The organism is Burkholderia sp. Ac-20344 (assembly GCF_017104975.1).
In the GTDB taxonomy this organism is placed as follows: domain Bacteria; phylum Pseudomonadota; class Gammaproteobacteria; order Burkholderiales; family Burkholderiaceae; genus Burkholderia.
Genome location: NZ_JAAGPP010000004.1, coordinates 40,173 through 60,921, shown reverse-complemented (window position 1 = coordinate 60,921; position 20,749 = coordinate 40,173). Strand labels below are relative to the sequence as shown.

The following is a 20,749-nucleotide window of genomic DNA, read 5'->3' as shown; positions in this document are numbered from 1 at the left end:
GAATGACGAATACCATCAAGGACAACGAAGTCCTGCGCTACTACGAAGCGGAGATGCGCTACCTGCGTGAGGCCGGCCGGGAATTCGCCCGCGCCTTCCCCGACCGGGCGCGTGAACTGGGTCTGGATCGTGGCGGCGAACGCGATCCGCATGTCGAGCGCTTGCTCGAGGGCTTCGCGTTCCTGATGGGGCGGCTGCGCCACAAGCTCGATGACGAATTGCCGGAGCTGACCGAGGGGCTCGTCAGCATGCTCTGGCCGCACTATTTGCGCATGATTCCGTCGCTATCGATCCTCGAACTGACGCCCGACTTGGGGGCGCTGCAAAAGCACGAAGTGCTCGACGCCGGCCTCGAGGTCTCGTCCGGGCCGATCGCCACGGGCACCGGCGACGCGGCGGACGCGCACGTCGAGTGCGTGTACCGGACCACGCAACCCGTCGACCTGTACCCGCTGTCGCTCACCGAAGCGGGCGCCTGGGCGCGCGAGGACGGCCGTTCGGTCATCCGGTTCCGGCTCGCCATCCAGCCTCAGGCGCAGCGCGAACAATTGCAGGTGCCGCGCCTGCGCCTGTACCTCGACGCAGATCGCCCGGTTGCGCTCGCGCTGTACGCGGCACTCACCGCGAAACCGCTCGCGATTCACGTGCGCATACCGGGCTTCCCGGCAGAGCGGCCGGGCACCCCCCAGGTATTGCCTGGCTTGCGACTGCAAGCGGCAGGGTTTGCCGACAATGAGCGTTTATGGCCCAAGGCAGACAACGCCTTCGGCGGGTATCAGTTGTTGCTGGAATATTTCACGTTCCCCGAGAAATTCATGTTCGTCGATCTGCTCGGGCTCGACATGCAGGCGATTCCTGCATCGGCCGCCTGCGTCGATGTCGAGATCGTCCTGGCGAAGTCCTGGAGGGACGACATGCGTTTCGACGCGAACAACGTACGGCTTTATTGCACGCCGATCGTCAACCTGTTTCCGGTCGAAGCCGATCCCGTCAAGGTCACGCAATTCGAAACCGAATACCGGGTGCACGCTCGCGAACAGCATGGCCCGCTGGTCGACATCCATTCGGTCGATGCCGTGCATGGCGTCGAGCGTGGACGTCGCTTCGAATATGTGCCGTTCGCCGCGTTTCGCCACCGCGGCGGCATGCTTCGCCATGAAATGCCCGAACGGTATTTCCATGCGCAGGTACGGCGTTCGCCGTCCGGGCGTTTCGATACCTGGGTGGTGCTCGGCGGCCATGCGTGGGAAAACGAAGCCGCGTTGCCGCGGGAGACGCTGTCGTTGTCGGTGACGGGCACGAACGGCATGCTGCCGCGTAAGGCGCTGCGCGATGCGAGCGTGACGCGCATGCGCGCGGGGTTCACCAATATCGCGGCGGCGCGAAATTTGACCGCGCCCACTTCCGCGGTGTACCCGCCGACCGGCGATCGCTTCCAGTGGCGCGTGCTGTCGCATCTGGCGCCCAACTACCTGTCGTTGCTCGACGCGGAAATCCTGCGCGGTTCGCTCGCCCTGTACGACTGGACCGATGGCGAGCTGAACCGACGGCGCATCGACGCGATTACCGACGTACGGCACCGCCCGTTGCAGAAGCTCGTGAAGGGTGGGCTCATGCGCGGTGTCGAAATCGTCGTGGCGATGGACAGCACACGGTTTGCCGGCGACGGCGATCTCGCGCTTTTCGGCACGATGCTCAACCGGTTTCTGGGTCTCTACGCGACGGTCAATCTCTACACGAAGCTCGTGATCGTGTCGCAGCCGACCGGCCAGCGCGTCGAATGGGCGGACACCAAAGGCGACGGAGCGCCGTTTTGACCACGCCGGCAAACGCACCCGAACGCAGCCTGACGGCACTGCCGCCAACCCGGGCGGACCGGCCGCTTTTGCCGGTGCTGCTGGACCACGCACCGAGGATGAATTTCTACCGCTTCTGCATGCTGGTCGAACTGGCCGCACCGGACGCCGCTTCGCTGGGCGCGACGGATTCGCCAGCGACGGACCCGGTGCGCATCCGATCGCGCGCCGAACTGGGCTTTCCGGCGCGCGAGGTCGACGCGGTCGAATACGATGCAGACGATCCCGCCGCGCGGCCTGTCCTGCGCACGACTTTTCTCGGCCTGTACGGTGTCGACGCGCGCATGCCGGCCTACTTTATCGACGAAATCGCACAAAACCGCGACGGCGCCGAACCGTTGTCGGCGTTCCTGGACTTGTTCCATCATCGAATTGCGATGCAGTTCTACCGCATCTGGCGCAAGTATCGGTATCCGGCCGGCTTCAGGCCCGACGGATTCGATATCGTGTCGCGCGGCCTGCTCAGCTTCGTGGGCCTGGGGTTTCGTTCGTCCGTCACGCGAGCACCGGACCGGGGCCTGCCTCCCGGTATCGATACGCGCACGCTGTTGTCGATGCTCGGGCTGGCCGGCCAGAAGACGCGTACCGCGGAAGGGCTCGCGGGCGTGCTGCGGCACGCAGTGCCGGATGCCGCCATCGCGATCGAGGAATTCCACCCGGTTTGGCGCACCGTCGACGACTTTGAGCCGGCAGCGCTGGGCGAGCAGTGTTTGCTCGGGCGCGGATTTTACGACCGGGCGAACACGGTACGCATCGTGATCACGCCGCACGCGCGCGAGATGGTGGCCGCGCTCGTGCCCGGACAGGCGGCATACCGCCGGATCATGGCGTTGCTGCGTTTTTATCTCGGCTACGAAAGTGAGGTGCTACTGGAGATGCAGGTTCATCCGGAACTGATGCCCGCGCCGATATTGGCGTCCGGGCACGGGGCGCTGGGGCTGACCAGCCAGTTGTCCGCGACGCGTGACCCGGTGCCGGCGGGCACGACGCGCGTGCAACTCGGCCGTTGGAATGGCACGGCGGATGGCGTATGAATTCGACAATCGGCACATGGCAGGAAGCGACAATGAAAACACGGCTGGAACCTCGTCCGAACCGCGACAGCGGGTTTGCAAGGGCAACGTCATCCGTCATCATGCTCCTCGCGCTCACGGGCTGCGGCGTGGGCCAGGCGGTGACGGACGGGGCGGTGGATGCGGCGAAATGGGTGTTTACGACTCGGGTGAAGACGATGAGCGTGGATCTCGTGGCCCGCTCGTCATTGAACGCAAGTGCGATCGGGCAACCGCTTTCCACGGTCGTGAGGCTCTATCAGTTGAAAGATGCGACCACCTTCGGCCAGCTCGATTACGCCCGGTTGCAGACGAATGATCTCGACGCATTGAACGCGGATCTGCTGGCGACCAAGGACGTCGTGCTGAGGCCGGGGGCGAGCGTCAGCCTGACCGAACCGATGAATCCCGCCACGCAGGTAGTCGGGGTGGTCGCGTTTTTCCGCGAGCCGGTGAGCGATGCGGTATGGAAACTGTCTATCGCGAAGCAACAGTGGAAGAAGACCGACCCGGTGAGGATCGAAGTGCGCGACAACGTGCTCGAACTGTCCGGTGCGAAGGAACGGTCGGTTACTCGCACGGCACCGCAGCAGAGCACGCCCGTCATACCGGTGCGCGAGCCCACGGCGATCGTTCAACCCGGCACGCAGGCGCAACGTTGACGGGACAATGCCAGGTAGTCTGATGGCGTCCGCTATCGGTTCAAGTGGAATGAGCAATACGAACACCTCGCCGCGCCCGCAACGCTGGGTGCGCCGTATCCGGCCGCGTGCGCTTCTGTCAAACTGGCGCCCATGAAACCGCGCCTCGCCTTACCGCTTTCCTCCGATTCCGCGCCTGCGCCCGCAGGCTTTCCCGACGCCGACGAACTGGCCGCGCTGCGCGCGTGGTACGCGGGCATGACCGTGCGCCAGGCGGTCGAGCGCTACCTGCCCGATCGTCTCGGCGAAGGGCGCTCCGCCCGCGGCGTGATCGGCGGCATCCGCCGCTGCCTCGTGCGTGTCGCGCGGCAGGCCGGCCGGCCCGATCTCGCGGAGCGGCTCGGTCATCCCGACGGTGAGCGTATGCAGGAGGCGAAGGCTGCCGCCGAAGCGATCGGCCTGTTGCGTCATGCGCGCGCACCGGTCCCGCAGATCAGCGACGACGTCGGCCTGTGGCTGCCCGCGCGCGCGGTCGTCGCGCTGCGTGCGCACGGGATCGCGACGCTGGCCGACCTCACGGTGCGGATTCCGCGCCGGCGCCAGTGGTGGCGCGCGATCGCGGGCCTCGGCGTGGCCAGTGCGCGGCACATCGAGGCGTTTTTTGCCGAGCATCCGGAACTGACCGAACGGGCGCGCGCGCTGATCGCGGCGACGCCGCGCGGCAGCATCGTGCCGTGGGAGCAGTTGAAGCTGCCGCGCGAGGTCGACGGCTCGGCCGGCACGTTCCGCGCGCCGCGCGCGACCAGCACGCTCGATGCGGACAACGATTACGCGGCCGTGCACGCGTGGCTGTCGCTGCACGAATCGGCCGCGACACGGCGGGCGTACCGGAAGGAGGCCGAGCGGTTGATCCTGTGGGCGATTGTCGAGCGCGGCCGCGCACTGTCGTCGCTGACGACCGAGGATGCGGTTGCGTATCGCGCGTTCATCCGGCGCCCGACGCCGCACGAACGCTGGGTCGGGCCCGTGCGGCCGCGCGGTGCGCCCGACTGGCGGCCGTTCTCGGGTGCGCTGTCCGCGCGCTCGGCGGCGTACACGCTGTCGGTGCTCGGCGCGCTGTTCCGCTGGCTGATCGAGCAGCGCTACCTGCTCGCGAATCCGTTCGCGGGCGTCAAGGTGCGCGACACGCGCGGCGCGAACGCACTCGACACGTCGCATGCGTTCACCGAAGGCGAGTGGCTGCTCGTGCGGACGATTGCCGACGGGCTCGAGTTCCACAAGGGCACGGCCGCCGGTGCGCCGCAGTCGGGCTGGACGCCGGCCGCCGCGCAACGGCTGCGCTTCATTCTCGATTTCGGCTATGCGACCGGGCTGCGCGCGAGCGAGCTGGTCGGCGCGGCGCTCGGCGGCATCGAGACCGATGCGCACGGCGACGCGTGGCTGAAGGTGATCGGCAAGGGCAGCAAGGCCGCGCGCGTCGCGCTGCCGCCGCTCGCGCGCACGGCGCTCGACCGGTATCTGGTCGCGCGCCGGCTGCCGGTCACGCCGGCGCGCTGGCGGCCCGATACGCCGCTGATCGCGAGCCTCGCGGAAGACGGCGCGGCCGCGATCACGAGCGTGCGGCTGTGGAAGGTGATGCAGCGGTTCTTCGCGCAGACGGCCGATCAAGTCGATGCCGACAACCCCGCGCTCGCGCAGAAGCTGCGGCAGGCGAGCCCGCACTGGATGCGTCATACGCATGCGACGCATGCGCTGGCGCGCGGTGCGGAGTTGACGACCGTGCGCGACAACCTGCGACATGCATCGATCTCGACGACGTCGATTTACCTGCATGGCGACGATGTGAAGCGGGCGCGGCAGATGTCGAGCGCGTTTGCGGCCGACAAGTAGGCGAGATGCGCGGTGGCGCTTCGTCGCGTCGCGATGTCACTGTCTGGCGCATCAGGAGCTTGTTGGCCGGGAAGCCCGCAGGTCTTTGCCTGACCGCGATTCCCGCTCTTGAATGGATGATGCGCCGCAGCGTATCCGCCGACCAAGCGGAACGACCCGTCGTACGCCGACGTCATAACGTTTTTCTCACGGAGCAGCAAATGGCATCGAGCCAAGGCACAGTCGATTTCATCGTCGAGCAGATGGCGGCGGCCGGCACGCTTGCAATGTTGCGCTGCGGCCAGGCGTATTCTGTGACACATAGCGCGACCATCGCGCGCCAGGCGGGAGCACAAGAATGAAGACATCCGGACATCCGCGCGGCACGTGGCTTGCTCGCCGCGCCTGGCATGCGCTCGTCGCGGCCCTGTGCGTCGGCTGGAGCGCGCTGTCGCTCGGCGCGGACGATGCGGCGACGCTGCTCGACCGCTACCGCAGCCTCGGCCCGCAACTGAAGGACAACGCGTTTCACCGGCCGCTGGTCCTCGAATCGTCGGAAGCGTCGTCGTCGCTGAAGGGCGACATTTACGCGGTGGTCGACTACCCGTACGCGGTCGTCAGCGGCCAACTCGACGATCCCGCGCAGGGCCCCGCGAACTGGTGCGCGGTGCTGATCCTGCACCTGAACACGAAGTACTGTCATGCGTCGACCGGCAGCAACGGCCCGGTGCTCGACGTGAACCTCGGCCGGAAGATCCAGCAGAAGCTGTCGGACACCTATCGCGTGCAGTTCCGCTATCGCGTGGCGGCCGCGACGCCCGACTATTTCCAGGTCGACCTGACCGCCGACAGCGGCCCGATGGGCACGAAGGATTACCGGATCGCGCTGGAGGCCGTGCCGGTCGGCGCGTCGCGCACGTTCCTGCATCTCACGTATTCGTACGGCTTCGGCACGGTCGGCCGCATGGCGATGAAGACCTACCTCGCGACCGTCGGCAGCGACAAGGTCGGCTTCACGGCCGCCAGTGGCGCATCGGCCGCGCAGCCGCAGTACATCGGTGGCGTGCGCGGGCTGCTCGAGCGCAACACGATGCGCTACTACCTTGCGATCGACACGTATCTCGCGACGCTCGACAAGCCGCTCGACCAGCGCCTCGCACGCTGGTTCGACGCGACCGAGCAGTATCCGCAGCAACTGCACGAGGTCGAGCGCGGCGCGTATCTGCAGATGAAAGCGCAGGAGGTGCAGCGGCAGCAGGCGGCGCGGTAGGCAATGCGTATGCGTGATGGCGTGCAGCGAGCGGACAGCTTCGTGTATGGCGCCCACGTGGCTGGAGCGACGTGCAAGGATCCTTGGGTGCGAGTTGCGGACACAATTCGGCACCATTTTCTCAGGAGCGTGTCGGGGGTGATTATTCGCAATCACTATCCGGAAATCACTTAATGCTTCGCGCGCTATCTGTTTGTCCGTGTTACTAGGCAGAGTCAGTGCATTCGACAGAGGAGTGTCTTGTCATGCTTCCGAGTGACTATGGAATAAGATCCTGTCGTGACCGAACGAAGGGGAGTAGGGGCGACGAGGGCACAACGGCTGAGGGAACCTGTCCGGATCTGCTCGAATCACGCTTGGCGCAACCGCCGAAGGTCACGTTCAAAAAATAATCACGACGTTCGCATCGGGGAAATCATATGGGAGTAATAGGAAATAGTTTGGTCGGTATAGGTGTGCTTGCATCGCTGATCGGTATTGGTGGTTTTATAGACACGCGCAAGGTAGATCGAAGATTCAAGACCGGCTATAAGAACAACGAGCCGGATTCTAGAAATTTTGGCCGGTCGGGCAAGATTTTGTTATGTGGTATCGGTCTATTTGTATTCGGGCTAGTGGTTAACCGCATATCGGATTCGGACATGCAAGCGATCGGAAACGAAGTGACGCACGAAGACCGGGCAGCGGGGGATCTTTCCATCGCAGATTCAGCTAAACCGGCAACCGAGAATGTGCTGTCAGAGGTGCATGCATCAACTCGATCGGCATCCGGTGTATCCAAGTCTGAGCGTCCGTCGTTCGAAATATCCGAGCAGAACAGTGGCGCCTCCGAAGCGCCTGCCGATCGTGCAGTGCAAACGCCTACTTTCGCGACCGGTTTCGACTGCTCACGCGCATCGCACGATGATGAAACGGCTGTCTGTCATGACCGGGGTTTGGCCGCAATGGACCAGCGGTTGGCTCAGTTGTATGCGGCCGCATTGCAAACCGTCTCGGATCCGGAGGCTCTCCGGCAATCCGAGCTAGACTGGATAGCGACTCGACATCAATGTGGCAAGGACCTTGATTGCTTGCGTCGCGTATACGGCGAGAGAATCGGCCAATTCGTGGGATCGGTAGGTTCGAAGCCTTTGCTTCCCGAGGACGGGAAATAGATTCACTTCGGCGTGGAGGGCCCCTGCGCGCGGTGAACGCCGCGCCCGGGAGACTTATTTCAGTGTGCGCATCGCTGCGTCGGTGCCGGACGTATAGTCCAGTTCGGAAACCACCTTGAGCGGTACCTCGCCCACCCCCATCGCACGTTCGATCAGCAAGTCGTCGCCATGTTGGGCCAGCAACGCCTGCAATCGGCCGAACTCGCCGCACCAGAGCGTTTCGACATCCTTGTCGCGGGCAACGTCGCGATTCGCGACGAGGGATACGGCGCGAACCTGCAAGCGGCCGGCCTGAGCCTGACCGCCGACTTCGACACCATAATCCGGCAGCGAAGGCTTCTTGACGACGACCCGGCCGTCCTTCGCCCATGCGGTCGCCATGCCCTCATGCACTTCGTAGCCAAGTCGCGCGAGGCCGCTCAGGATCGCGTTACGTCGCGCCTCCGCTGCCTGTTGCTGCCGCACCTGCGCGATCAGGTCCTGCCCGGTTCGGGTCAACTCGGCCACGAGGTCCGGCGAGGTGGCGATATCGCACCGCCGAGCGCGTTCGATAAAATTCTCCGCATCTGCCGTGTGGCAAGCCCGAATCTCCGCCGTCAGTTCTTCCAGTGCCGCGATCGCCGCGCGCCTTGCGCGGGCGGCCTCGATGGCACTCGACAGGTCGAGGATCAGGCTGTCGAGCAACAGGCTCTTTCGCGCGTCGTTTACCTCGTCTTCGAGCGCATCCAGTCTCGACGAGAACCCGGCAACGGCTTGCGGATCCAGAAATAGCCGTGCCTCCCCGATCTGTCGATCGAGACGGTCGACCGACGGATCACGAGATGCCGCCCATTGCGCGGCCTTCCAGGTCTCGAAGTCCGCCGACGCTTCGGCGGGCATCAGGCGATTCGCCAGCGCCCGTTGCGCGTCGTTGAGTGTGCGTCCCACAGCCGGCGTCAGGAGGGCGAACCCTTGCGCGAGCAGCGCATCGGCATGCTCGAGCAGGTCGCCCGAGCGCAGGCGATCGAGCTGGCCATGTAGGTCGGCCGGAATCTCGATCCCTTTCGCTTCCAGTGCGTCGAGCAAGGCCGTCGCGCTGTGCCGTCCTTGCCGCCGGCGTTTCGCTGCCTGCTCGACCCGTTCGATTGCCACCTGCTGACGCCGGACGAGATCCGCCTTCAGAAAAGCAATCTCGTCGGGCACTTTCTTCTGCAAATCCATGAACGCGTCGACGGCGATCAAGGCGCCCAGCGCTTCACGTCGAGCCTGGGTCGCCGCGATCTCGTCGTCCGACAGCGCGCCGGTACGTCGGCCTTCGGCGATCCAGGTGGCGATGGCCTGGTCGAGGCGCTGCAGATGTCCATCGCAGATCGCGACGATTTCTTCACGCGTCACGATCCGGACGACTTTCGGGCCGCTCATGCCATCACCTCCTGGTTCAGCGCCTGCGCAACGGCGGCTTTCAGGCGAGCCTTCTCTGTTTCCGGTGCGTGGTACCAGGCTTGCGACGACACGCGATGCAGTGTCGGAATGGCGCGTCCCAGCACCGACGGCCGCCAGATTTCCCGGGCACGTGCATGTTCGAGCAGCGGATGACGCGGCGCATCGCACTCGATGCCGATCGCATAAAGGCCGGTTTCCGGATTGGCAATCGCAAAATCAAGCCCGAAGGCGTCGCCTTCCTGGGCGGGCACCGGTGACAGGCCGAGTTCCTGCAGATAAGCCAGCACATCTTCCGCGAAGCCGTCGATGGCACCCGTCTGCCGCAACTTCGCATGCGCTCGTTCGCTGCACATGCGGCCGAGCAATGCGCGGCCGGCGGGCAGTTCGCCGTTCGACATGGCGCGTGCGTATTCCATATAGCCCTGAAGATAGTCGCGCGGAATCGCCGGCTTGCGCTGCGTCGTGAGCATGTCGGAGATCTCGCGGATCGGCATCGACGTGATGAGCACGACTTTGTGGCGCGCACGCGTCACGGCCACGTTGAGGCGCCGCTCGCCACCGCTCTGGCCCAGCACGCCAAACAAGCGCCGGAAGGTACCCTGGCCGTTGCGCCCGAAGGTCGTGGAGAAGACGATGATGTCGCGTTCGTCACCCTGGACATTCTCGACGTTCTTCACGAATACGGCCATGTCCTCGCCGCGATCGGTTCGCTCGAGTTCCTCGCGATACGCATCGCGGAATGCTTCGTCCTCTTCCGCGCGCAGCTCCAGGCGCTCCAGGATGAGGTCGGCCTGCTTGCGGTTGAACGTGACCACGCCGACGGAGGGCCGCTGTGCGTAGGGTTGTTGCCACAGTTGCGCCAGATAGGCGACCACGCGATCCGCTTCGTCGCCGTTGGTCTGCTGCTCGTAAAGACCATTCACCTGGACGAGTTCGAGCGGCTTCACCTCGCGCACCGTGGCATCCGGATGGCGCACCGGCACGCTGAGGTTGTTCTCGTAGAACGCGGCGTTTGAATAGCCGATCAGCTCCCGATACGCCGAACGATAGTGAATCTGCAGCGTCGACACGGGCAGCGCGCTCCGTGCCAGTTGCAGTACGTCAGGGCAGTCCTTGATTTCGCGTCGGTTCCAGGTGTCCTCGAAGCGCTCGCGTTCGTCTTCCGTCGCGGCCTCGTCGGGTTGCTCGCCGTCGAAGACGTCGGTCTCGTCGCTTTCCGCCCGGCTGGAAAAGAACGCCGTCGGCGGCATTTGCTTCTCGTCGCCGCTGACGATCGACAGGTTGCCGCGGAACAGCGTCGGAATCGCGTATTCCACCGGCATCTGCGAGGCCTCGTCGTAGACGACGGAATCGAACAGCCCCGATTTCAGCGGCAGCACGCGGCTGGCGACGTCGGGATTCATCAGCCAGACCGGCCGCAGCGCCATCAGGCCCAGCCCCGTACCGAGTTCGATGAATTCGCGCAGGCGGCGGGAGCGCCGGCCGGTCAAACGCGTCACGTCTTCCCAGTCGCGCGCCGAGCCCAGTCGGCCGTGGTCGATACCGTTGCGAAGCAACTCGCGGTTCAGGCGCCGCATTTCCCCGTCGGCGGCTGCGAGCGCGTCGATCTTGGCGGCCGTTTCACTTTGGTCGAGCAGCAATTCGGGATTGTCCTGCTCCATGCGCCGCTTCCATCCGAGCCGCGCCTCGCGGTTGATCATGCGCCGCACGGCGTCGTCGAGGCGTTCAGGCGGCACACGCGTCAGCGCGTCTTCGTGGTCGCGCATGATCGCAAACACGTCGAGTGCGTCGACACTGACATGCCGTGCCCGGGTGCGGAATTGCTGGTACGCGGCCAGCGTCGGCAACACATCGCCGATTCGGTTCAACGGCGCCTGATAACTGATGTTGTCGGCGATGGCCTGCCGACAGGCGGTGACGAGTTCTGCCGAGATCCACTCCTCGAGCAGCCTCAGCGCCCGAAGACTATGCTGGCGCGCGTTGTGCCGCACGAACGCGGTTTCGAAGCCGTCGAGCAACTGTTCGACCGGCGCCCGGTCGCCGGTCATCACTGCCGAGTCGAACTCGTCGCCGCGTGGTGCGATCGCCAGATGCTGCGCGAGTTCGCGGATTTCTTCGAGCTGGCGCAGGCGGGTCAGGCAGGCATCGGCGAGCGCCGGCCCGCAAGCCTGCTCGACCGTCTCGAGGTGCAATGCGCGGCTGATCGTGTTCAAGGTGTCGCGCAGCGGCCGCCAGGCCTTTTCGAGCCGGGTGGCGGCCAGCAGCTTGCGGAGCGTCTCGTCGGTTGCGGGCGCGCCGCAGCCGGTGACGAACTTCATCAGGCGGCCACGCCGCAGATATGTGACCGGGTTGAGGCGACGCAAGAGAGAGGGCGCGCGAGTCGCCAACGTCGCCTGGGCCTCGAGCTTGCGGAGCGCAGGATCCGGCAGGTGCGCGACGGCAGCCGACAGCACGGCATCGAAGCCGCTGGTCTCGACGGCCAACAGGTCGCGATGCAGGGTGCCGAGCGCCGTGTAGTAACGGTGACCTTCCGCATCGGCATTGTCGGCCGGTCGGAACAAGGGCAGCCATTGAGCCAGCCGTTTGCGTTGCGTCTCGTCCAGCGCGACGAGGCGACCGGCGTTGGCATCGAGCCAGGCCCGATACGGGGCGGGGTCGTCGACATCGAAGCGCGCGGGATGCGCGGCGAGCGTCTCGATTCGCAGGCGCTCCGCGTCGCGGAAATCCGCGAAGACCGCATTGAACGCATCGAGCGTGGCGGCATCGGTCGCGAACGACTTCAATTGCGCCAGCGGGCTGCCCTCGAACTTCGACGGTAGCCAGTAGCGGGCGAGCGGTGCGCAGTGTTCTTCCAGCGTGGTCAGCGCCGAAATGTCCAGCGTGGCAAGCCGGGTACGCAACTGCGGCACGCTGACCGGCGGCGTGCCGGCTTCGAGCCGGATCAGTTCGCCGAGCAGCGCCCGATAGCTGAGGCCGGTCGATTCGTCGACGCGATGCAGTGCGGCATGCTGACGATCGAGTTCGCCCTCGAGCGCCTCGATTCTCGCGGCCATGGGTTCACGCTGACGTATCGAACCGTGGTCGAACACGGCACCGCGAAAGATCGCATCCAGTTGCTCGCGGACGGCTCGAATCGTCGGCTCGCGGTCCTTGTTGACGTCGTTGAGCATCACGATGCGATCGCCCAGGCCTTCCGCGACGAGACGCTTGCGAACGACTTCCAGCGCGGCATGTTTTTGGCAGACGATCAGCAGGCTTCGGCCTTGCCCGATCGCGTCGGCGACCATGTTGACGATCGTCTGGCTCTTGCCGGTACCCGGCGGCCCTTCGACCAGCAGTCCGGGGCCGCGACGCGCCTGCAGGATGGCCGCCTCCTGCGACGGATCGCTTGCCACCGTCAGGAATCGGTCGAGTTCGGTCGACGTGGCCTCGGACGCATCGTAGTCGGATTTGTCCTTGAGCCGCAGCATCGATTCGAGTGCCGTGCCGGAAGGCGACAATTGCTTGAGCTGCCGCAGATCCTCGCCGATGGCCTGGCCGGCGAAGTCGACGTGAAACAGCACGCCGGCGCAGGCGAGACGCGTCGCGCCGGCGGGCACGTCGAGGGTCGGCAGCGCGCCGAGTTTGCGGCTTTCCACGTCGGCGAGCAGGCCGAACGCATCGACCACGTCGGCCGCTTTCAACGCGGAACGTCCGAGCACCTCGTCGGCTGCGACACGCCACGCCTTGACGGCTTCGCGTCCCAGCAGGCCCTCGAGTGCGGGGTTGAGGCGAACCTCTTCGCGCTCGCCGTCAAAAGCCATCGCCACCTGGCGTCGCGTGCCGAGCTCCATCAGCAGTTTGACCGGCCACAACAGGACGGGGGCGATACGAGGGCGCGTCGTGCTGCGATGATCCTTGTAAAGCAGGAACGGGAAGCCGAGATAGAGGCCGTCGATGCCGGTATCCCGCTTGTAGAGCGAGGTCTGCCGATACAGCGTGTTCAACCGGCCTTCGAGCGTTGCGCTTGCACCGAATACGGCCGGATCCACCGATACCGTCTGGACATTGCGCTGGAGCAGATGGTCGAGCAATGCGCTGCTGGCGAATCGCTCGCCGTTCAGTTCGTGAAGATCGACCCGCCCCGTGGTCTTGCCGATGGTCATCCGTACCAATGGGCCGCGCAATACGGTCGTGGCGACTTTTTTCTCGAAGAAGTCGAGGATCTGCGACACGTATTGCTGCTTCTGCGGCTCCAGCCACTGCTCGGCGGGCACCGACAACAAAACGACAACTTCGTGCAGCGGCAAGCGACGTTCCAGCCGGAACTGCTCCGCCCATTCATCGATTGTCGGGTTTCCGGTACGCGCGAATCCGGCGATGCGGTCGTCGACGGCATGGAACAGTTCGACGCGCGGCAGCGCAAGCGCGATGCGAGCAGCCTGGCGATCGAAGGCCAGAATCTGCTCGCGCTCCGCGATGGCCGCCGCCTGGTCGAGGATCTCGTCGACCGAGCGAAACTGCGAAATGGCCGCGCTCAGCAGAACGATCAGGTCTTCCTCGCTGAGCACGCGTCGTTCCGACAGCGACAGCAGGCCGTGATGTTCGGAATCCGGCAACAGCAGGCGTCGCTCCTCCCATTGCGCGGCCAATTGGGCACGCGAGGTGGAGAGCAGCGCGATGCGCACCAGGTCTTCGTTCAGTTCGATGCCAAGCTGCGCGGCCCGGTGTCGCACTTCATCGGCTCGAGCACGCAGCCTGGAGAGCCAGCTTTCCGTGCCCAGCCGCGCCAGGAACGTCGGCACCGGCCCGGTCACCAGGTCGTAACCTTCCAACGGGTTGTGCAGCAACCAGCCGGGCGTGACGATGTCGCCGCGCAAAATGAGCGGCATGTCGGGATTCAACAACTTGAGCGCGATCATCAGGCGACAGTCGTCATCGACGCCGTCGAGTTGCGCAACCTGACGCAGGCCGGCCAGCACTTTCGCACCGGCACCGGCTTGTTCCGCCCATGTCAGGACGACGCCGCGATTCAGGTGATCGCGTGCCGCTTCCCAGTTCTCGCGTTCCGCCGCAGCGAGCGCGAAGATCGCCGGCTTGCGATACTGGCGGGTGCCCAATGCGATGCTGGCGCCTTCGTCGCCATCGGCATCGATCGTTGCTGCCGACGGTGCATCGACCGGTTTTCCGTCCAGCCAGGCCTTGACTTGCGGCCATTGCCAGCGTTGATGTCGGTCACGCGCGAGCAGGCCTCGCAGCAACAGATGAAGCGAGGGATCCAGATCGTCCGGCAGCGTGACGCCGTTGGCCAGCACGTGAATCAGGAACGCGCGCGGGTTGATGCCCTCGAAGCAGCGGCCGTCGGTCAACTGCTCGAGCAGGATCATGCCGAGGCTCCACCAGTCGGACGCCGCGGCGACACCGCCGGCAATGGCCTCGGGCGCCATGTAGCGCGTCGTTTCGAGCGGCGAGACGATATCGAGATCGAATTCGGACAGCCGTGCCGAACCGAAGCCGCTGATGACGAGATCCAGCGGTTCGCGGCTGCGCACCAGCAGCGTGCCGGGCCGCAGGTCCCGATGCCGCAGCCCCGCGTCCGAAAACGCCTGCAGGGCCTGGCCCAGTTCATCGACGACATGGCGGATCGTCGCGCTATCGCGGACGGCCATGCCGAGATCCGCCAGCGTCCCACCGCTCATCTCCTCGGCGACTTCGTACGCACGTTGATCCCAGCGTCCGGTAGCGATGATCTCCGGCACGTGCTCGCGCGGCAGGCGGCGCACCACGTCGTAGACCGCCGGATCCGGTTCCGCGCCCGGTCGATACAGTGTCAGGACGGCCTGCCTGCCGGTCTCGTCCTGCTGGGCCACGTAACGTTCGCGCACGCCGTCCGTGCTGGAAATCTGACGCAACAACCGCCAGCCGTCGATTCGCGTTTCTTCGACGGGCGCCGGCGGCGCGACCTCTGCCGAGTTGCCGGCAGGAACTTCGGCGCCGATGCCGAGCCGCTGCGAGCCGGCTGGCGCGGCCGGATCGGCGCCGCATTCGAGGCACATGAGGTCGCCATCGTTCATCGGATGGCCGTTCGTGCACGACAACGAAGGCGGCACGGCGGATCCGGGAGTGTCCGCAGCCACCTGCTGGCTGACAGTCTCGACGGTGACCACATCCTGGGGGCGCCAGCCGTTCGCCCGGATCGGGACGCCAGACAAGTCCCAGTTGCAAACGGCATCGCCGACCGTGCCGGCACAGTACCACTCGTCCACCGAGCGCTCGGTTCGGCAATTCGGGCAAAAACGCATCATGGCTGACATTTCCTGTCTTATCTGTTTCTCGCCTTGTCGGCGCTGATCCGGACGTGATGCCCCTGATCGGTCAATAGGTCTCTCAATCGTTCAAAATCGTCCCGGCCTGGTATCCCCGCGAACCAGACGCTACCGTCCTCGTCGAACATGACATCCAGAGCCTTGCCGGTGTGCCGTGGCGCGCGTTCGTACTGCGCAAAACGCGCGTGGCCGAGTGCCGTCAGGCAATGCAGTCGCTGATTGTCACTGCCGCGCAGCGCGCGTGTCTGCGGCGCATCGATGTCGAACGGATCGGAGATCAGCGCATCGATCAGGCCGTCGGTGCGTAGCAGTGTATCGGCCAGGGATTCGATCGGATGGCCGCTGTAGACGAGGATGTCGCCTGCCGGCAGTTGCCGCAGGCCATGCAGGAGCGCAATCAGCGCATCGGGCTGATCGAACGGCTCGCCGCCCGAGATCGTGATGCCGGTGGCGTCGGGCAGCCAGGTGCGGACCTGCGCCAACAGGGCATTGACGGTGGTTTCGCCCCCGGCGTGTGCCCAGGTATCCATCGAAATGCAGCCCGGGCATCGGATCGTGCAACCTTGAAACCAGATGCCGATCCGCTGCCCCGGCCCAAGCGTCGTCACGGGAAAGTGCAGGCGCGAAACGCGGATATTCATGGCCTACCGCTTCTGCAACTCGAACGAACCCGAGTCGATGCCCGAGATGACAAAGCGGTCGCCGGCGGCTGCGTCCTGATCGAACAGGCCGCGTGCAAGCGGGTTGAGCAAATGCGCTTCGATCTGGTTGCGGATGCCGCGGCCGCCGTTGGATAGATCGCCAAGGCAATGCGCCTGCAGCGCGATCCTGGAGTTGTCGTCCAGGTCGACGGCGATACCCTGGGAGCCGACGTCGTCCAGCACGGCACGAACCATCTGCTCGAAGATCTCGGTCGCGACATCCTCGCGGATGAAGTCGAAGACGATGATGTTTTCGCCGATGCGGTTCAGGATTTCGGGCCGATTCAGGACCAGCTTGAAATGCTGCTGGATTTCCCCGAGCACCTTCTTCTGGATGTCCGCAAAGTCGTTGCCTGGCTGGATATTCGCCACGCGCTGCCCCGATTCGTCCTGGCGGTAAATGCCGAGGTTCGACGTGAAAACGATCAACGCTTCGGAAAAGTACACGCGGTCGCCGCGCCCTGACGTCAGCACGCCGTCATCGAGGATTTGCAGAAACTTGTCGAGAATGCGCGGATGCGCTTTTTCGATTTCGTCGAAGAGCACCACGCTGAACGGGCGTTCGCGAATCGCATTCGTCAATTCTCCGCCGACGTCGTAGCCGACGTAGCCGGGCGGCGCGCCGATGAGCCGCTGGTCGGCGTGTTCCGCGCTGAATTCCGACATGTCGAAGCGGATGTAGGCACTCTCGTCACCGAACAGCAGGCTCGTGATCGTCTTGGCGAGTTCGGTTTTCCCGACGCCGGTGGGGCCGGCGAGGAAGGCGACGCCGCGCGGCCGGTTGCCTTTCCGCTGAGTGCCCACCCCCGTCATGGCGCGCTTGACGAGGTCGAGCATGTGCGTGACTGCGTGCGCTTGCCCTTTGACACGCCGGCGAATGAACGCGTCGGCATGACGGATCTTGTCGCGGTCGATTTGCTGCCACGGATCCTCGGTGACGCCCACTTTATAGCGCCGCACGGCGTCGGCGATTTTATCGAGGGGCACCTGCTCGACGCGGGCGAGCGTGGCGATCGCATTCATGTCGGCGAGCAGCAATCCCTCGGATCCGTCGACGAAGGCAGATGCCGCCTCGGCAAGATGGTCCGGTGTAGCTGCCTGGGCACCGGGTACGCCGCGCAGCAATGCACCGGCCAACGCCCGGCGGGCGGCACTGTCGGGTTTCGACACGGGAATATGCCGGATGCGCGGATTGTCGATCAGCAACCAGTCCGGCAGATCGCCTTCCTTGTCGACGATCCAGATCACGGTATTGAAAAACGGACGGCGCAGTTCTCCCGCAGGACGGGGGGCCGCCATATGCGCCAGCACCAGGGCGCGTGTGAACAGCGTGTGTTCGGCCGGGTTCAGCGTATCGGCGCGAATCGCCAGTCGAGAAGCAAAATCGACGACAAGGGCAATCGGCGGGCCGGGCAGCGCGACCAGGCGTTCAACGCATGCGGTAAGTGCATCGATGCCGCCCGGTGCCATGCCGTCGACCGGTGTCAGGCCGAGACGTCGCAGGGTTTCATCGGCCGGCTCCGTGGGCGACACCCGGCTGTCGGGCACCGTGAAGCCTGAAATCGGATTCCAGACGACGAGTTGCGCATAACCCGCCTCGCGGAGCGTGTCGCCGAGCGTATTCACCAGCGACTGCGCCGTCACCACTTCGGGGGCAACTTCACAGGCCTGTAAATCGCGGACGTTTCCCGATAGCACGAACTGGCTTTTCAACGGGAGGAAACGCAGCAGATCCCGTAACCATCTGGGTTTGACGTAGGCAGGCATGTCGTGATGGCGCGCAAAGAAAGCGAAAGCAAAACGTTATCATAGCCGCCCGACCGATATATACCGAATGAATAGGGCTATCGGAAATGAGTCGATAGTTTTATAGGCGTCGAGAAATGAATCTCGACGGCGCTATTCATTTCCGGTTTGGTCCAGCAGCCCCGCGACCACATCGACGATCCGCTGCAGCAGCGCTTCGTCGTAAGGCAGCCAAGGCACCGCGCGCAGCGGCGACGGCGGTGACTCGATCGCGGGTTCGACGGGTTCGCCGTCGCGCATCAAGCGACCGGTCGCACAATGCACCGACCACGCGCCGACGCGCACATGGCGTTCGTCGATCGTCACCCGGCCTTGCGCGATCGGTTCGGCGAACACGAGCGCGAGCACCTGCTTGCGATGCCGCGCCATCGCGCCGAGCGGCAGGTCGGACAACCGTTGCAGGCGCTGCTCGCGCTCGTTTCGCGCGGCGCGCTGGCGCACCGGATCCGCCAGCGCGTCGGCCGCGCGCGTCGCTTCATCGTCGAGCGCGAATGCGGCGACGCTGACGAGCAGGTCGACCGCACGCGCCACCTCCGAGAACACGACGGGATCGATTTCGCCGATCGGCGCGGCCATCCAGCGCCGCTCGCGCCTGCGTTCGACGTGCAGCCGGCCCGACGTGCCCTGGCCGTCCGTGCCGGGAAAGAGCCGCGCGGCGACGCTGAAGGTTGCGCGCACGTCGCCGAACTCGCGCGCGAGGCCGTCGTCGTACGCGCGGATCGACCAGCCTTCGCGGCGCGCGATGCCGAGCAGCGGGCGGCTCGCGAGGACATGACCTTCGAACATCGCGGAGTGACTGTTCGCGGTGTCTTCGTCGGCCGGCACGTAGAACTCGCGGAACGCCTGCCGAACGGGCTGCCGGATCGCACGGCCGACGATCGCGCGCTGCCAAGCGAGCCGCTCGTCCGCATCGGCCAGCAGCGGATGCCATAGCCGGATGTCGCTGTCGGCATCGAGCTCGCACACCGCGCCGGCGGCGTCTCGCAGCACGACCTTGCCCTTCGCGACGTCGGGCATGAACGAGACGGTCGCGCCGTCACGCGCGCGTGCCTGCCAGATCGTGCGGGTCGAGAACGCGGCGCCGGCCGGCGCATCGACGAGGCGCTCGCGCCATTCCGCATGGCCGAGCGTCATCGACTGCCAGAAACCCGCTTCAATGCAGGTGGCGAGCATCGCGAGCTGCTTCTTGTCGGGCTTCGCGTCGAGTGTCATGCGCAGCGCGGTGTGCGGTCGTTCGCCGAGCGCGCGTTCGGCCGGCTTCAGGTTACGCGCGAGCTTCTTCTGCACGCCCGCGTGACGCACGGTGGCCAGCGCATCGCGCAGCGCACGCACGCTCTCGGGTGTCGGGATCGTCTCGACCGCATGGCCGAGCGCGATCGCGAGCGATTGTGACGGCGCGGTTTTCGCAGCGGTCGGCGCGACGCACACGCCCGTCAGCAGCGGCCCGATCAGCGGGGGGAGCCACGGCGCGTCGCGATAGGCCGCGACGCGTGCCGCGCGCGCGACGACCTGCGCGTCGTCGGTCGTGAACGCGCGATCGGCTTGATAGGGGACTTCACCCGCGTGAATCGCGGCGACGTGCCGCGCGGCTTCGGTCAGCGTGGCGCGCGCGAAGTCGACGTAAGCGGGCTCCTCCGCGAGCGTGGCGGCCGGATCGTCGGCGTTGAACCACAGCCGCTTCGGTGCGAAATAACCGTCGTTCGTCGCGGCCAGCGTGAGCAGCGCCGCCGGCCCGAGTTCGGGCAGCACGTCGAGCTCGCGCACGCGAAACGGGGAATCGGTATTCAACTGCGCATACGCATCGCGCAAGGCCGTGATGTCGCGCCGGTCGGCGAACGACTGGAGCGCATATTCCCCGTACACGGAGAGTCGTTGCAGGCCGTCGTTCTGCGGTTCGCCGAGGATGCGCGCGAGTTCGGCCTGCAGCGCGGGCGCGGGCAGCGCGTCGAGACACGACAGTTCCTGTAACGCGCGCCGCCACGCGCCGGCCGGAATATCGCGGAACAGTTCGAGCGCGGCCTCGGCATCGACGAGCGGCGCGAGCTCGAGCGCGTCGATCTGGGTGCGTAGCCAGCGCGCGAATTCGGCGCGCGGATCGTCATACGCGTAGTCGTGCTGCGCGACGTGTTCCTCGGTGCGGCGCAGCGCTGGCCACACCGCGCCGAGCGTGTGCGCGTCGAGGGTCGACAGGTCGATCGGCGCGCCGGTGAAGCGCGGGTGGTCGGTGTGTCCGGTCAGCCGCGCGATGAGCTGGTCGACGAGCGCGCGATCAGTCATCCGCGGCCTCCTTGCCGGTCGCGTCGTTCTGGCGCCATTTCTGTCCATTCCGGGCGGCGCGGATCACGCCGCCGAGGGGGGATGCCTGTTCGATCGTGTACTGCATGGTCTGACTCCGGCAGTGAAAACCGTGCGGGCGCACAGTATTGCACCCCAATTGATGCAGCCCGCGAAAGGCCGTGCGGCGGGCGTTGCGGGCCGATCCGGCCACGCCGCGCAACGCGTCCGGCCGCCCGGCCATTTCACAAGACGTACAGTTATCCCGCCATGCGCGATTCGCGCCGAACTGTACTCTTGTTCGCGCGGTCGATGTGTGTACTCGCCGCCAACTGTTCTGCTCTTAAGATTCCATCATCAAGTGCACAGTGCCGCAGATCCAGTCGTACCGGAACCCTG

General features: G+C 65.5%; 12 protein-coding genes. 7 read left to right on the top strand and 5 right to left on the bottom strand.

The window, feature by feature from the left end; all coding sequences use genetic code 11:
* Window positions 1–2: 2 nt before the first annotated feature.
* The 7 genes from tssF to G3N64_RS02475 all read left to right on the top strand — a co-directional run bounded on the left by tssF (window position 3) and on the right by G3N64_RS02475 (window position 7,842).
* Complete coding sequence (gene tssF, locus G3N64_RS02505) at window positions 3–1,817, top strand: type VI secretion system baseplate subunit TssF (protein WP_205782245.1); 1,815 nt, start codon at window positions 3–5, stop codon at window positions 1,815–1,817.
* Window positions 1,818–1,915: 98 nt separating this feature from the next.
* Window positions 1,916–2,890 (top strand): type VI secretion system baseplate subunit TssG, encoded by a 975-nt coding sequence (gene tssG / locus G3N64_RS02500; protein WP_241020735.1) that lies wholly within the window; start codon window positions 1,916–1,918, stop codon window positions 2,888–2,890.
* 101 nt (window positions 2,891–2,991) lie between these two features.
* Window positions 2,992–3,570, top strand: a complete 579-nt coding sequence (tssJ, locus tag G3N64_RS02495) for a type VI secretion system lipoprotein TssJ (RefSeq protein ID WP_241020734.1) — start codon at window positions 2,992–2,994, stop codon at window positions 3,568–3,570.
* Window positions 3,571–3,702: 132 nt separating this feature from the next.
* On the top strand, window positions 3,703–5,439 hold the full coding sequence (locus tag G3N64_RS02490; protein ID WP_205782185.1) for a site-specific integrase: 1,737 nt from the start codon (window positions 3,703–3,705) through the stop codon (window positions 5,437–5,439).
* Between the two features lie 200 nt (window positions 5,440–5,639).
* On the top strand, window positions 5,640–5,780 hold the full coding sequence (locus G3N64_RS02485) for a hypothetical protein (RefSeq protein WP_205782184.1): 141 nt from the start codon (window positions 5,640–5,642) through the stop codon (window positions 5,778–5,780).
* A complete protein-coding gene (locus G3N64_RS02480) occupies window positions 5,777–6,688 on the top strand; it encodes a hypothetical protein (protein ID WP_205782183.1) in 912 nt (303 codons plus the stop codon). Before G3N64_RS02485 ends, G3N64_RS02480 begins: the two co-directional genes overlap by 4 nt.
* Window positions 6,689–7,143: 455 nt before the next feature.
* Window positions 7,144–7,842 carry a lysozyme inhibitor LprI family protein gene (locus G3N64_RS02475; RefSeq protein WP_346778796.1) on the top strand — a complete coding sequence of 233 codons (699 nt, stop codon included), beginning with the start codon at window positions 7,144–7,146 and terminating at the stop codon, window positions 7,840–7,842.
* 54 nt (window positions 7,843–7,896) lie between these two features.
* On the opposite strand, the gene G3N64_RS02470 is transcribed toward G3N64_RS02475, so the two are convergent.
* The 5 genes from G3N64_RS02470 to G3N64_RS02450 form a co-directional block, all read right to left on the bottom strand.
* Window positions 7,897–9,243, bottom strand: coding sequence for a hypothetical protein (locus G3N64_RS02470; protein ID WP_205782181.1), 1,347 nt, complete (start codon window positions 9,241–9,243; stop codon window positions 7,897–7,899).
* Window positions 9,240–15,548, bottom strand: a complete 6,309-nt coding sequence (locus tag G3N64_RS02465; protein WP_205782180.1) for an AAA domain-containing protein — start codon at window positions 15,546–15,548, stop codon at window positions 9,240–9,242. Before G3N64_RS02465 ends, G3N64_RS02470 begins: the two co-directional genes overlap by 4 nt.
* A gap of 17 nt (window positions 15,549–15,565) precedes the next feature.
* Window positions 15,566–16,210 carry a 4Fe-4S single cluster domain-containing protein gene (locus G3N64_RS02460; protein ID WP_205782179.1) on the bottom strand — a complete coding sequence of 215 codons (645 nt, stop codon included), beginning with the start codon at window positions 16,208–16,210 and terminating at the stop codon, window positions 15,566–15,568.
* A gap of 3 nt (window positions 16,211–16,213) precedes the next feature.
* Window positions 16,214–18,037: an AAA family ATPase gene (locus tag G3N64_RS02455; protein ID WP_205782178.1), complete on the bottom strand. Its 1,824-nt coding sequence runs from the start codon at window positions 18,035–18,037 to the stop codon at window positions 16,214–16,216.
* 132 nt (window positions 18,038–18,169) lie between these two features.
* Window positions 18,170–20,353, bottom strand: a complete 2,184-nt coding sequence (locus G3N64_RS02450; RefSeq protein WP_205782177.1) for a DUF4132 domain-containing protein — start codon at window positions 20,351–20,353, stop codon at window positions 18,170–18,172.
* Window positions 20,354–20,749 lie beyond the last annotated feature (396 nt).